The sequence below is a fragment of the Sphaerisporangium album genome (assembly GCF_003323745.1).
GTDB lineage: Bacteria > Actinomycetota > Actinomycetes > Streptosporangiales > Streptosporangiaceae > Sphaerisporangium > Sphaerisporangium album.
Genome location: NZ_QOIL01000011.1, coordinates 61740 through 75226, shown reverse-complemented (window position 1 = coordinate 75226; position 13487 = coordinate 61740). Strand labels below are relative to the sequence as shown.

At 71.6% G+C, this 13487-nt stretch carries 12 protein-coding genes; 8 read left to right on the top strand and 4 right to left on the bottom strand.

Annotated features, from left to right (window positions below; translation table 11 throughout):
• Positions 1–27 precede the first annotated feature (27 nt).
• The 3 genes from DQ384_RS20190 to DQ384_RS20180 are packed head-to-tail and all read left to right on the top strand — an operon-like array spanning position 28 to position 2866.
• Complete coding sequence (locus DQ384_RS20190) at positions 28–657, top strand: class I SAM-dependent methyltransferase (protein WP_114030419.1); 630 nt, start codon at positions 28–30, stop codon at positions 655–657.
• A complete protein-coding gene (locus DQ384_RS20185) occupies positions 650–1726 on the top strand; it encodes a polysaccharide deacetylase family protein (protein ID WP_114030418.1) in 1077 nt (358 codons plus the stop codon). Before DQ384_RS20190 ends, DQ384_RS20185 begins: the two co-directional genes overlap by 8 nt.
• Positions 1727–1750: 24 nt before the next feature.
• Complete coding sequence (locus DQ384_RS20180) at positions 1751–2866, top strand: glycosyltransferase (RefSeq protein ID WP_114030417.1); 1116 nt, start codon at positions 1751–1753, stop codon at positions 2864–2866.
• Here DQ384_RS20180 and DQ384_RS20175 read toward each other — a convergent pair.
• Positions 2845–4125 (bottom strand): hypothetical protein, encoded by a 1281-nt coding sequence (locus DQ384_RS20175; RefSeq protein WP_114030416.1) that lies wholly within the window; start codon positions 4123–4125, stop codon positions 2845–2847. The two genes, DQ384_RS20180 and DQ384_RS20175, sit on opposite strands and share 22 nt — an antisense overlap.
• A gap of 431 nt (positions 4126–4556) precedes the next feature.
• On the opposite strand from DQ384_RS20175, the gene DQ384_RS20170 reads away from it, so the two are divergent.
• Genes DQ384_RS20170 through DQ384_RS20150 form a run of 5 tightly spaced genes read left to right on the top strand, consistent with a single transcriptional unit; the run spans position 4557 to position 10277 of the window.
• Positions 4557–5780: a glycosyltransferase gene (locus tag DQ384_RS20170; RefSeq protein WP_114030415.1), complete on the top strand. Its 1224-nt coding sequence runs from the start codon at positions 4557–4559 to the stop codon at positions 5778–5780.
• Positions 5777–6742, top strand: a complete 966-nt coding sequence (locus tag DQ384_RS20165) for an NAD-dependent epimerase/dehydratase family protein (RefSeq protein WP_114030414.1) — start codon at positions 5777–5779, stop codon at positions 6740–6742. The genes DQ384_RS20170 and DQ384_RS20165 overlap by 4 nt, the downstream gene beginning before the upstream one ends.
• A 58-nt stretch (positions 6743–6800) precedes the next feature.
• Positions 6801–7799 carry a GDP-mannose 4,6-dehydratase gene (locus tag DQ384_RS20160; RefSeq protein ID WP_114030413.1) on the top strand — a complete coding sequence of 333 codons (999 nt, stop codon included), beginning with the start codon at positions 6801–6803 and terminating at the stop codon, positions 7797–7799.
• On the top strand, positions 7796–8833 hold the full coding sequence (locus DQ384_RS20155) for a glycosyltransferase family 4 protein (protein WP_181871303.1): 1038 nt from the start codon (positions 7796–7798) through the stop codon (positions 8831–8833). Before DQ384_RS20160 ends, DQ384_RS20155 begins: the two co-directional genes overlap by 4 nt.
• A 4-nt stretch (positions 8834–8837) precedes the next feature.
• Positions 8838–10277, top strand: coding sequence for a tyrosine-protein kinase domain-containing protein (locus tag DQ384_RS20150; protein WP_181871302.1), 1440 nt, complete (start codon positions 8838–8840; stop codon positions 10275–10277).
• On the opposite strand, the gene DQ384_RS20145 is transcribed toward DQ384_RS20150, so the two are convergent.
• From DQ384_RS20145 to DQ384_RS20135, 3 genes are read right to left on the bottom strand one after another with little or no spacing between them, the layout of a single operon-like run.
• Positions 10166–10822 (bottom strand): arsenate reductase/protein-tyrosine-phosphatase family protein, encoded by a 657-nt coding sequence (locus DQ384_RS20145; protein WP_114030410.1) that lies wholly within the window; start codon positions 10820–10822, stop codon positions 10166–10168. The genes DQ384_RS20150 and DQ384_RS20145 overlap by 112 nt on opposite strands.
• Entirely contained in the window at positions 10806–12566 is a 1761-nt protein-coding gene (locus DQ384_RS20140) for a DUF4012 domain-containing protein (protein WP_114030409.1), read from the bottom strand. The genes DQ384_RS20145 and DQ384_RS20140 overlap by 17 nt, the downstream gene beginning before the upstream one ends.
• A complete protein-coding gene (locus DQ384_RS20135; RefSeq protein WP_147268838.1) occupies positions 12556–13485 on the bottom strand; it encodes an LPXTG cell wall anchor domain-containing protein in 930 nt (309 codons plus the stop codon). The genes DQ384_RS20140 and DQ384_RS20135 overlap by 11 nt, the downstream gene beginning before the upstream one ends.
• Between the last annotated feature and the right edge of the window lie 2 nt (positions 13486–13487).

The following is a 13487-nucleotide window of genomic DNA, read 5'->3' as shown; positions in this document are numbered from 1 at the left end:
ATATCGGATCTACGCAGGGGGATCGTGATGCAGACCGCCATGAAACGGCTCAACAGAAAGATCGAGGTCGCGCGACGGCATGGAGCCCAGAACGTCGCCAAGGCCCTCGCGGGGAAGGCGCTGCAGTTCCCCCTGGCGCTCGTGTTCGGCGGCGACCGATGGCACCTGCGGGGATTTCACACCACCAACTACAAGAAGATGGCGGTCGAGCTCGCCCGCGCCGTGCCCGGGCGGCTGGACGTCGCCGTCGAGGTGGGGTGCGGTCTCGGCGACATCCTCACCCGGGTGCCGGCCACGCGCAGGCTGGGGTTCGACGTCGACCGCGGCGTGATCGCCTGGGCCCGGTTCCTGCGACGGGCGCGCGGACCGAGGGCGGAGTTCGCCGTGGGCAGCTTCGACGCGCTGATCCGGCACGAGGTGCGGGAGATCGACCTCCTGCTCGCGCTGGGCTGGTTCCACTACATGCCCGACGAGTGGATCGAGCACCAGACGCGCTCGCTGCTCGCCGCCAAGCGGGTCAGGTACGTGATGGTCGACGAGTTCCCCGACCAGAAGGGCCGGATCGAGCGCATCTTCGACGGCTTCGGCGTCCGGATCGACCGGCGTCACGATTGGCAGGACGACAAGCACCTGCTCCTCTACCGCTGCGATGTCTGACCTCCGGCAGGCGGCCCGCGCGGCGGGGACCGGTGGGAACGGCGCCCGGCGGCGCCCCGCGTTCATCATCACGATCGACGTCGAGGAGGACGACGCCTGGAGCGGCTCGGCCACGGTCGCGACGCGCAACGCCGCCTTCCTGCCCCGCTTCCAGGCGCTGTGCGACAGGTACGGCCTGCCTCCGACGTATCTGGTCGACTGGACCATGGCCACGAGCCCGGCGTTCCAGGAGTTCGGCCGTGCGGTGCTGGAGCGCGGCCGCGGCGAGATCGGCATGCACCTGCACGCCTGGACCACGCCGCCGATCCTCCCGCTGACCGGCGCGGACCACCGCCACAAGCCGTTCCTGACGGACTATCCGGAGCACGTGATGGCGGCGAAGGTGACGACCGCGACGAGGGTCCTGGAGGACACCTTCCAGATCGCGCCGGTGAGCCACCGTGCCGGGCGGTGGATGCTGGACGAGACCTACGCGCGGATCCTCGTCGAGCACGGGTACCTGGCCGACTGCTCGGTGACGCCGCACATCTCCTGGCGCGGCACCTCGGGGGCACCCGGCGGGCGCGGCCCGAAGGACTACACGGGCTTCCCGGAGAAGCCGTACTTCGTGGACCCGGAAGCACTGCACAGAGCGGGCGGGTCGCCGCTGCTGGAGGTGCCGATGACCATCGCGGTCCGCCGGTACGGCGCCGTGGTGGAACGCGCGCGCGCCCTGCTGTCCCGGAGCGGCCCGGCGCGGCGGGCGTCGGGCAGGCTCTGGCCGGCGACGACCTGGATGCGCCCGAACGGCAGGAACCGCCGCGACATGATCGAACTCGCCAGGCGCGCGCTGCACTCCGGGCGCGATCACGTCGAGTTCATGCTGCACTCCTCGGAGCTGATGCCGGGCGGCAGCCCGTACTTCCGGACCTTCCGGAGCGTCGAGGCGCTCTACGACGACATCGAGGCACTCTTCGCGTTCGCCTCCGGCCCGTTCGAGGGGCTGACCCTCTCCGGATACCGGGCCCGGTTCGCCGCGGACGCGGGGCGGCCGCCGGAATCCGCGGCGGGGCCGCGGCGCACCGGATGACCGGACAGCCGGACAAGGAGACACATGCGCCCCGTGCACGTCTGCGAAGTGATCAAGTCGCTCGCCAAGGTGGGCGGCGCCGAGGTCCTGCTCACCCGGCGGCTGTGCGCGGCCCCCACGGGCAAGCGCTACACCGTCGTGTGCATGGAGGCCACCCCCGCGCCGTTCCTGGAGCGGCTCCGGCGGCACGGCGTGACCGTCGTCGACCTCACCTCCTGCCCCCGCCCGCTCAGGCTGGCCCGGCTGCCCGGCGTGGTGCGGCGGCTGCGCCCGGACGTGCTCAACGTCCACTCCCCCCTGCCCGCGTCGGTGCTCCGGCCGGCCTCCCTGCTGTGGCGCCACCGGCCGATGCTGGTGTCCACCGTGCACAGCGTCCGGTTCCGGCTGCCGACCCTGCTGCTCGACCGTGCCACGGGGTGGCTGGACGGTCGCACCGTGGCCGTCTCCCCCGAGGTCGCGCGGAGCGTGACGACCCTGGGCGCGCGCCGCCTGTCGACCCGCGTGCACGGTGCCGACGTGGCCGAGCAGCGCCGCTGGGCGGCGGAGGCCGCCGCGATCAGGAAGGAGTGGGACGTGCCAGGCGACGCCTTCCTGATCGTGCACGCCGGCAACTTCCGGGCGGTCAAGAACCACGGCTTCCTCATCGAGGCGGCGGCCGAACTGGCCGCCGCGGGGCCGACCCGCGCGACGTTCCTGCTCGCCGGGTCCGGCCCGCTGCTGGCCGAGACCGCGCGGCGCGTCGCCGACCTCCGGCTCCCCGGCGTGCGCCTGCTCGGCCACGTGCCGGACGCCGCGCGCCTCATCGCCGCGGCCGACCTGCTCGTGCTCTGCTCGACGTACGAAGGGCTGCCGGTCGTCGTCATGGAGGCGCTCGCCGCGGGCGTACCCGTGGTGTCCACCCGCGTCGGCGGGATCCCGGACCTCATCGAGAGCGGCCGCAACGGGCTGCTCGTCCCGCCGGGCGATCCCAAGGCGTTCGCGGGGGCGATCCTGCGGGCGATGCGGCCCGACACGCACGCCCGGTTGCGCGAGGGCGCGCGCGAGAGCGCGGGGACGGTCGACATCGGGGAGACCGCGAAGTGGTTCGACCGGTTGTACGACGAGGCGCCGCGCCGATCTCAGGACAGGGCCGCCGGCTGAGCGGCCCGCTCGGGCTCCGGCCGCCGCCCGTCGCCCGGCGCCGGTGAAGCCTGCTCCTCGGGCGGCGTGCGGGTCCACGCGAGCGCGCACAGCAGGCTCGTCACCATGACCAGGGGCATCCGCTGGCGGGCGATCAGTCCTATGTTGGCCATGGTGGTGGCGTAGACGAGCGCGCCGGGGACGAGGAAGAGCAGGAGGATCAGCAGCATCCTGCGGTCGCGGAGCCACAGCCGGCGGGCGCCGGCCACCCCGAAGCAGATCAGCGCGTACCACACGCACGTGTCGATCTTGCCCAGTTGCAGCGCCAGGCTGCCGGGGGTCCACGGGAACGGGGACAGCAGCGTGTAGACCAGTTTGGGGCCGAGCGCGCCCCACGGGAGGCCACCGTCGTCGAAGGCGACGCCCGACCCGTGCCGCCACCCCGACAGGCCGGCGTTGGAGTTCTGCGCGGCCGGCGACTGGGCGTACTCCAGCTGGTTGCGCATCGCCTCGACCGGCTCGCTCTTCATCACGAACTCGAACTGGAACAGGACGACCATCGCCAGGGCGGTGAGGACGACCAGGCTCCGCAACGAGACGACGTGCTTCAGCCCGCTGACCCCCAGGGCGAGCGGGAGCACGCACATGAAGGCCATGTAGGGGCGGACGTTCCACAGCGCCCACAGGAGCGGCGCGAGCAGGAGGAGCCTGCCGAGGCCGAAGCGGCGCGTCAGCGAGACCCCGACGGCCAGCGTGGCCATCACGAGCAGCGCGTTCACCCCGTCCTTGTAGGTGTCGGAGGTGTGCAGCAGGAAGGCCGGCATGAAGGCCACCACGACGAGCAGCCGGAACGCGGCCCGCTCGTCCGCGCCGAGCATCCTCGCGAACCTGTACATGACCACGCACAGCACACAGGCCATCAGGGCCATGAGCGCCGCGGAGGCCAGCGGTGCCGGGCCGTCGCAGATGTATCTGATCAAGGCCAGGAGATTGCAGTGGAGCGCGGCTCCGTAGAGCCGCCCCGCGCCGCTGACCGTGACGTAGGAGATGCCGTCCCGCCTCCACTGGTCGGCGATCTCCTGCGCCCACAGGTCGTACACGACGTTGTCGCCGCCGTAGTCGATGAGGGCGCCTCCCCGCAGCGACAGGTGCGCGGCGAGGCGGGCCATGAAGGCGACCACCAGCACCGGCAGCACCCGCTTCGCCGCCGTCGCGTCCAGACCGGCGCGGACGGCCAGGACGAGCATCCCCACGATCAGGACGACGATGGAAATCTCCATGAGGGTCGGCTCCTCCCGGGCTTCGAGACCACACCCGCGGCCGGCGGCCGCGGAACGCCCTGGACGAGGGCATTTCGCACGACGCTAGTGCCGGAGCGAGGCGGGAGATCGCCGCGGACCCCTCGCCTGGCACGACGATGACCCGCACCGTGCAGACTCTTTCCATGCCTCGGCGACTTTCACGGGCCCTGGGCGGTATTTCCCCTTTCAATCGACAACCATGGCTTCGGCGGGTCATTCGGCGGATAAATCCGAAAACCACTCGGCCGGATACTCCATCGAGAGCGGATCGCACCCGCTCCGCCACAAATCGACCATGAGTGAGTACCGAATCAGGAAACACTTTTGCGGGCACCGCGACGGTGCGGCGAACGGAATAAATGGCGAGCTAGCTTCTTCGACGTGACCAGGCCCACCGCCAAGGAGCGCGCGTGAAGTCAGACAGCCGGATCCGAGTCATGGAGATCATCGCCCGGCTGAACGTCGGAGGGCCGGCGACGCAGATTTCGGGGTTGATCGAGCGGCTGAACCGCCGTGAATTCGACCACCGCCTGTACACCGGGCACGTCGACGGAGACGAGGCCGACCAACTCCGGCTGAGCGAGTCCCCCGGGCACCCCGGCACGCCGCGAGCCGAAGACGAGCCGGACGGCCGGGCCGCGCGGATGCACACGGTTCGCGGGCTCGGCCGGGCGATCAGGCCATCCGATGATCTGCGCGCCCTGGCCCACCTCGTCGCCGCCATGCGCCGCTTCCGGCCGCACGTCGTGCACACCCGGACGGCCAAGGCGGGGGCCCTCGGCCGTCTCGCCTCCCTGCTGTCGGGGGTCGGCTCGGCCCGGGTGCACACCTTCCACGGTCACCTGCTCGACGGGTACTTCACCGGGGTCAGGCGCGCGGCGTACGTGCACTCCGAACGCCTGCTGGCCTCGGTGTCGCACCGGCTGGTCACGGTCGGGGACCGCGTCCGCGACGACCTTCTGGCCGCAGGGATCGGCACGCCGGGCCAGTACGTCGTCATCCCGCCCGGGGTCGGCGTCCGCGCCCTGCCGGCCCGTGAGGAGGCCCGGCGGGCGCTGAACCTCCCCCTGGACGCGCCCGTCGTGGCCTTCGTGGGGCGGCTCACCAAGGTGAAGAGGCCCGACCGGCTGCTCGCCACGGCACACGCCGTCCTCGGATGGATCCCCGGCTGCCGGTTCGTGGTCTGCGGCGGCGGCGAGCTCCGCGAGGAGGTCGAGCGCGCCGCGGCGCGGCTTCCCGGGCCGATCGTGTTCACCGGCTGGCGCGGCGACACCGAGACCGTCTACGCGGCCGCGGACGTCGTCCTGCTCACCTCCGACAACGAGGGCACGCCGCTCACCCTGATCGAGGCCGGTATGGCCGGCGTTCCCGTCGTGGCGACCCGCGTGGGCAGCGTCGGGGAGGTGGTGCTGGACGGCCGGACCGGTCTGCTCGCCGGCCGCGACCCCGCCGAGCTGGCGGGCCACGTCGTGCGGCTGCTCACCGATCCCGGACTCGCCCGGTCGATGGGCGAGTCCGCCCGCCGGTGGACCACCTCGGCCTTTCCCACCGAACGCCTGGTCTCCGACACCGAGGACCTTTACCGGGCGGTCGCACGCGGCCGCCGGCCCGAAACCACGGAGGTAGACAGATGAGAGTGCTCGTGACCGGCGGGGCCGGGTTCATCGGCGCGAACCTGTGCCGCGCGCTGGCCGCCCGGCCCGACGTCGAGCGGATCACGGTTCTGGACGACCTCACCGGCGGGGACCTCGTCAACCTCGCCGGGGTGGACGCCGAGTTCGTGCTGGGCAGCGTCCTGGACCGGCCACTGCTGGCCGAGGTCGTCTCCGGGGCCACGACGGTGATCCATCTCGCGGCCATGCCGTCCGTGCCCCGGTCGCTGAAGGATCCGCTTACCTCGCACGCCGTCAACGCCACCGGCACCGTGAACGTGCTGGAGGCGTGCCGGCGCACCAGGCCGCACGTGATCGTCGCCTCGTCGTCCTCGGTGTACGGGGACGGCCCGGAGGCGTTCAAGCACGAGGACCTGCCCGCCCGGCCGCTCAGCCCGTACGGCGCAGGGAAGCTCGCCGCCGAGAGCTACACGCTGGCCTACGGGCAGAGCTACGACCTGCGGGTGCTGGCGTTCCGGTTCTTCAACGTCTACGGGCCGCTGCAACCGGCCGACCACGCCTACGCGGCCGTCGTACCGGCGTTCGTCTCGGCGGCCCTGCGCGGCGAGCCGGTCCCCATCTACGGCGACGGCACCCAGGCCCGGGACTTCACGTACGTCGAATCCGTGGCCGGCGTCCTGGCCGACGCGGCGGCCCGCCGCGTGACCAGCCCTGTGCCGGTCAATCTCGCGTTCGGCACGCGCGTCTCCCTCCTGGAGCTGAGGCACACGCTCGCGACCGTGCTCGGACGTCCGGTCGACGCCACCTTCCTGCCGCCCCGGGCCGGCGACATCCACGACTCGCGATCCTCGCCCCGGCTGCTCGGGGAACTGTTCCCCGACCTGCGTCCCGTCCCGCTGGAGGAAGGGCTCCGCCGGACGGTGGCATGGTTCCAGACGTTCCTTCGCCCGGTGACGGGCCACGAGATCAACGCGGCCATCTGATGGAGCACGGCCACGCATCGACCACCAAGCACGTCCTCGCACGCTCACAGGAGAAGCCGTGAACGACTCGCCAGGGAAGACCTACCTCATAACCGGCGGGAGCGGGTTCGTCGGATCCCATCTGACCGATTCCCTGCTCGCCCGGGGTGACTCCGTGTTCATCCTGGACAACCTGTCGACCGGGCGCCTCGCCAACCTCGAACACGTCATCGGCCATCCGCGCCTGCGGTTCGTCCAGGGGTCGGTGCTGGACGAGCTCATCGTCGACGAGCTGGTGCACCGGTGCGACGTCGTCGTGCACCTCGCCGCGGCGGTCGGCGTGAAACTGATCGTCGAGCATCCGCTGCGGTCGCTGACCACCAACATCCGCGGGTCCGAGATCGTCATCGAGGCGGCGCACCGCTACCGCCGGAAGATCATGATCACCAGTACGAGCGAGATCTACGGGAAGAACTCCGCCGGCCCGCTCTCGGAGCTCTCCGATCGCGTGCTCGGCAGCCCGGCGGTGGTCAGGTGGGCCTACAGCACGGCCAAGGCGGTCGACGAGATCCTCGCCAACGCCTACCACAAGGAACGCGACCTGCCGACCGTCATCGTGCGGCTGTTCAACACGGTCGGGCCCCGGCAGAGCCCCGCCTACGGGATGGTCATCCCGCGCCTCATCCGGCAGGCGCTCGGCGGCACGCCGCTCACCGTCTTCGGCGACGGCACGCAGACCCGGTGCTTCGCCCATGTGGGGGACGTGGTGGTGGCGCTGCTGGAACTGCTGGACCGCGAGGAGGCGATCGGCGAGACGTTCAACGTCGGCGCCTCCCACGAGGTCACCATCCTGGAACTCGCCAAGATGATCATCGAGCTGACCGGGACGACCAGCGGGATCGAGAACATCCCGTACGCCGAGGCGTACGAGACGGGCTTCGAGGACATGACCCGCCGGGTCCCCGACACGACGAAGTTGCGCGCCCTCACCGGATGGACGCCGCGACGCTCCCTCCTCGACATCCTGCGGGAGACCATCGTCGAGGCGCGCGGCGAGCTGGTGACGTCGCTGAGATGAACGCGTTCACCATCCTCGCGACCGGGCTCGCCGGTTTCCTGCTCACCGCGCTCGCGACGGGGCCACTCGGCCGGCTCGCGACGCGCTGGGGACTCACCGACCGCCCGGGCGGGCACAAGGCGCATGCCCGCCCGATCCCCTACCTCGGGGGAGTCGCGATCACGCTGGGCACCGTCGCCCCCGTGATCGTCATCGTCGGCCTGAACGATTTCACCCTGACCGTGGTGGTCTGCGCCGCCGTCGCGGTGGCACTGCTCGGCCTGATCGACGACATCGCGCCGCTCTCCCCCTTCACCCGGCTCGGCGTCGAGTCGGTGGCGGCGGCCGGGGTCGTACTGAGCGGGATCCACGCCCCCGTCACAGGCGGCTGGCTGGACGTCCCTCTGACGATCCTGTGGATCGTCCTGATCACGAACTCGTTCAATCTGCTGGACAACCAGGACGGCGCGCTCGGCGCCATCACGACGACGGGCGCGGGCATGCTCGCCGTCACGGCCTTCGCGGCCGGCCAGCCGATGATCGGCATGCTGCTGACCGCGCTCTGCTGCGCCGGCCTGGGATTCCTGCTGCACAACTGGGCACCGGCCCGGGTGTTCATGGGCGACTCCGGCTCGCTGTTCATCGGTTTCGTCCTCGCCTGTTCGACCACGGCGGTGGTGAAGGACGAGGGCCTGTACGAGGTGATCGGCAGCCTGCTCCTGCCCACGTTCGTCGCCACGATCGACACCGGGGTGGTCATGCTGTCCAGGGCGCGAGCCGGCCGTCCTCTGCTGCTCGGCGGCACCGACCACGTGTCCCACCGCCTCAACTCGCTCGGCTTCAGCGTCCGGCTCACGGCCGTCGTCCTGGCCGGCGCCGCGGCCGTCTCGGGCGCGCTCAACCTGGCGGTGACCTTGCATCTCACCTCGCCCCTGGTCACCACGGCCGCCGCGGTCGGCGCGGCCATCGTGCTCATCGGGCTCCTGCAACGAGCGCACAGCCCGGTGCCCGGCCATGCCGGCGAACCCTCGGTCAGCATCACTGAAAGGCGTTAATCAGGTGCAAGGTCTCTACTACCTCCGGCTCATGCGCGCGCACTGGGCGGTCGTCGTGCTGACGCTGATCGCCTCCGCCGCCGCCGCCATGGTCATCAGCGCCAAGACTCCGCCCAAATACCAGGCGCAGATCACCATGCTGGTGACGGGGGACGACAAGGAAGGCAGTCTCGCCACCGCCATCCAGGCGGGCGCGCTCTCCCAGCAGCGGGTGCAGTCGTACGCGACCCTCGTGACCAGCCGGCGGGTGATCGGCCAGATCACCAGCCCGGACGACGTCGGGCGCGTCCAGGCCGGGATCAAGGCCGAGGCGATCCCCATGACCACGCTGATCAAGGCCACGGTCACCGACACCGACCCCGCCCGCGCGGCGCTGCTGGCCAACAAGCTCGGCGTGGCGTTCTCCCGCACGATCAGCGTGCTCGAGCGCCCCAGCCGGTCGAGCCCTTCCACGGTCAAGGTGACGGTGGTGGACCAGGCGGCCGTCCCGGGGAAACCGATCAGCCCGCGCCCGCTGACGAACCTCCTCATCGCGGAACTGATCGCCCTGATCGTCGCCTTCGGGGCGCTGGTGCTGCGCGATCGCATGGACACGACCATCAAGACGGCCGAGACGCTGCAGGCCGTGTCCAAGAGCCCGACCATCGGGATGATCGGGCACGAGCGTGACGCGCAGCGGCATCCGCTGATCCTCCGCGACCACGGCAGGTCGTCCAGGGCCGAGGCGTTCCGGGCGCTCCGCACGAATCTTCAGTTCATCGGCGTCGACCGGCGGCCGCGCTCACTGGTGGTCACCAGTTGCCTGGCCGGGGAGGGGAAGACCTCGATCGCCGTCAACCTCGCCATCGTGCTGGCCCAGGCCGACTGGCGGGTCATCATCGTGGACGCCGACCTGCGCCGCCCGCGCGTCGCCGACTACCTCGGCCTCGAAGGAGCGGCGGGGCTCACCGACGTGCTGATCGGCTCGGCCTCGCTGGACGAGGTCACCCAGACGTGGGGACCGCTTCCGATCACCGTGCTGACGAGCGGGCAGATCCCGCCGAACCCCAGTGAGCTGCTCAATTCCCAGGGGATGCGCAAGCTCCTCGGCACCCTCACCGACACCTACGACATGGTCGTCATCGACACCCCGCCGCTCCTGCCGGTGACCGACGGAGCCTCGCTGGCGGCCGTCTGTGACAGCACGCTGCTCATCGCCCGGCACGGCAGGACGCGCGCGGGGCACATCGCGCGCGCGACCGAGCTGTTGTCCTCCCTCAACGCGCGTGTGGTGGGAACCGCGCTGAACTTCGTGCCGACCAAGGGCAAGGACGCCTACGGCTACGAAAGCGGTTACGAGCCGGACGACGGCGCACGGCGGTCGACGGCCGGGGCGACCTCGGCGGTCAGCATCTCGAGCGGGGCCGACAGGCCGGCGACGATCAGCCGGGCGGCCGACCTGTAGGCGCGCATCGAGCCGCCGAAAGGATCGGGGACGTCGGGCTCCTCCACCCGGACCAGCCCGCGCAGTGCCCGCGCCCGGGCGAGGAGGTCGTGGGCCCGCCGCGCCGGGTCCCCCTCCTGGGCGATCTCCTCGGCTGACCGGGGCCGCGCGAGCACGGCCCCGGTCAGCGCGCCGAACTCGACGATGGTGAAGACCCGGCCGGACATCCACGGGCTCCCCCGCACCACGAGGCCGCGATGCGCGGTCGTGGCGGTCAGGACCAGGTCGGCCTCCTCCAGCATCCGTGAGGTCAGCCGTCGTGACGTGAACCCCGTGGGATCGGCGCCCAGCTTCTCCAGCAGGCGCGCCGACCGGCGGGTCATCGGCCGTCCGGAGACGGCGTGCACGCCGGCGCTCTCCACGACGACGGGCGAGCGGGCGCCCAGCCGGGCACGGGTGTACCGCTCGGCGATGGCGGAGCGGCAGATGTTGCCGGTACAGACGAACAGCAGGCGGAAGCGGCCCTCGGGCGGCGCGAGACGCTCCGGATCAGGGCGGGCAGCCATGCCCGTCCTGAGCGATCCGGGTGACCTGCGGGCGGGCCAGGGGCTGCACCGGGACCACCGGAGACGCCCCGGAACCCGGTTCCACGAGGTCTAGTTCCCACGTCCTGGACTGCCCGGGGGCCAGCTCCATGAGGGTGGAGTAGACGGGGTGCGATCTCTCGGCCTCCTTGATGGCCGGGACGGGCCGGCCGTCCAGGCGCGCCCCGGTGAGCTCTGCCCCGAGCCCGGCGTACAACGAAACCCACAGCAGGTTGGAACCGGCCGCGTGGGGACGCCTGGGGCTGTCCAGCCTGCCGGTGACGTAGGAGGGCAGCGCCACGCGGGGCACGTCGTTGGTGAGCCGGATCCGCACGCGCGTCTCCCGCCGCCCGTCCCGGCAGGGGCCCAGCGTGTACTCCAGCGAGCGGTTCAGGTAGTAGTCCAGCTTGCCGCCGGCCGAGTTGTTGACCACCAGCCCGGCGTACGGCCCCGGCAGCCGCGGCAGCACGCCGCCGGCCGTGGTGGCCGACAGGCTCCGCTGCTCGGCGTCGTGGCGGCTCCATATCTGGATCCTGCGCTCATCGAGCATCGGCTTGAGTACGGGCAGCAGGTGGGAGGGCCCGGCGAAGGACTTGGGCAGCGCCTCGCCGACGGCCGTGGCGATCGCGATGAGGAAGCGCTTGCGCCTCACCGGGTCGGGATAGCGGTCATAGGCCGCGCGCTCGGTCAGGTCGACGACGTTGGAGGTGGTCACCCGCTCCCCGCCCGGCAGGGTGACCGGCCCGATCAGGCCGAGCATGTAGGACAGGCCGACCGGGTCGATCGCGATGGCGCCGTCCAGCCGCCGGCCGGTCTGGCGCTCCCAGAGCGCGGTCCAGGTCCTGGCGGCGTACGGGAAGTGCGGGGAGAGGTTGGAGACGGAGAGGAGCCGGGCCGCGCCGTCGCCGTAGCGCGCGCGGAACGCCGGGCCGTGGTCGGTGACGGGGCGGGCGCTGGAGCTCAGGTCGTTGTCGGTGGCCAGCCGCGTGACGCGGATCCGGCCCTGATCGGCGGAAAGGATGCCGAAGGCGCCGACGAGGCCGCCGGTGCCCCGCGATTCCGCGTTGGTCTGGAAGGCCAGGAAGTAGCGGCGCGGGCCGTCGCCGCCCAGCATCGGAGGGATGAGTTCCGCGGCGGTCGCCGCGCCGCCGACCCAGCCGCGCAGCCGGTCCAGCTCGTCCAGGACCTTGCCGCGTGTCTCGTCCACGGAGGTCACCCGGGTGTGCGCCGGGGTGGCCGCCAGGCGGTCCCGCGCCCGCGACAGACGGGCGGTGGCTCCGTGCAGAACCGGAGCCGCCGCCCTGAGACCGTCCAGGAGCCGGTGAACGTCGTCCGCGGAACCGGAGTCGGCCATGAGGATCGACCTGCCGATCCCCTGAAGGCCGGTCAGCACACCGGTGATCTCGGCGGCGGACTCGGCCAGCCCGCGCACGGTCGTGGCGCCATCCCCCATCACGGGCAGGTGGGTGAGCAGCGCCCAGTCCGGCCCGCCGGTGAGACGCCGCGCCTCGGCCGCGTGGCGGTGGGCGTCGGCCAGCGTCACGGCCATCCGGTCGAGATCACGGGCGCTCATCACCGCGCGCAGGTGCAGCAGGGCGTCCCTGGTCGCCTGCAGGTGGTCGCGCACGCTGAGGCCGACATACGCCGACCAGCCCCCGTACGACGCCAGGACGAGCACCGGGAGGAGCGAGCCGGCGACGAGCCGCCGGCGCCGTCTAGCGTGCACCAGTGGATCGGCGGCGCCGCACGGAGATCAGGACACCGGCGGCTCCGGCGACCAGCAGGGCGCCGCCGACCCCTGCCAGCGCGGTCACGGGCGCTCCCGTGAACGGAAGCTGTTTCCCGGCCTGCTGCCCGCCCGCGTGCTTCTCACCGCCGGGCTGCTGACCTCCGGCCGCGTGCGCCTCCGCACCCGCGCCCTCCGGGCCGCCGTGCTCGCCGCCGTGCTCGCCACCATGCTCACCACCGTGCCCGCTATGGCCATGGTGGTCCGACCAGTGGCCGCCGCCTCCGCCGCCGTCGTGGGCGTTCTCCAGGTGGAGCAGCTTGTCGGCCTTGACGACTTCCTGATCATGATCGGAATCGTCGTGATGTCCGTCGGCCACATTGGCGACATGGTCGTCCTGCTTGGCGTCGGGCTCGTTCGTCACGGCGTCGCCGAGCTCCTTGCCGTCCTCGGCATGGCCGTGCTCCTTGCCGTCCTCGCCATGGTGGTGACACTTCTTGCATTCGCGGGCGTGGCGGGTGACGACGTTGCTCGGCGATGACACGTTGCCCTCGGCGTCCCGCGCCCTCACGAAATACGAGACCGTGTCGCAGCACCGGCGCTTGTCCAGGTATCTCAGGACAGTGCCGGGCACCGTGGCGATCAGATGGAACGGCGAGCCGGCGTAGATCTCGTAGGCGACCACGCCAGGGCGCGGCGGATAGCCGTTCTCGGGCGGGTCCCACTTCAATTTGATGAGTTTCGCGGTGATCTGGAAAAGTCTCAGATTTTTCGGCGCGTTCGGCTGCCGGATCCCAAGGCGGAACGGCTCCGTACGCGCGACAGGCGTCGAAACGGTCGGCGCGGTCGAAGCGGCCGGCGCGGACACGGCCGCCGCCGCGGCAACTGTTCCCGACCCCATGGCACCGGCCAGGACCAATG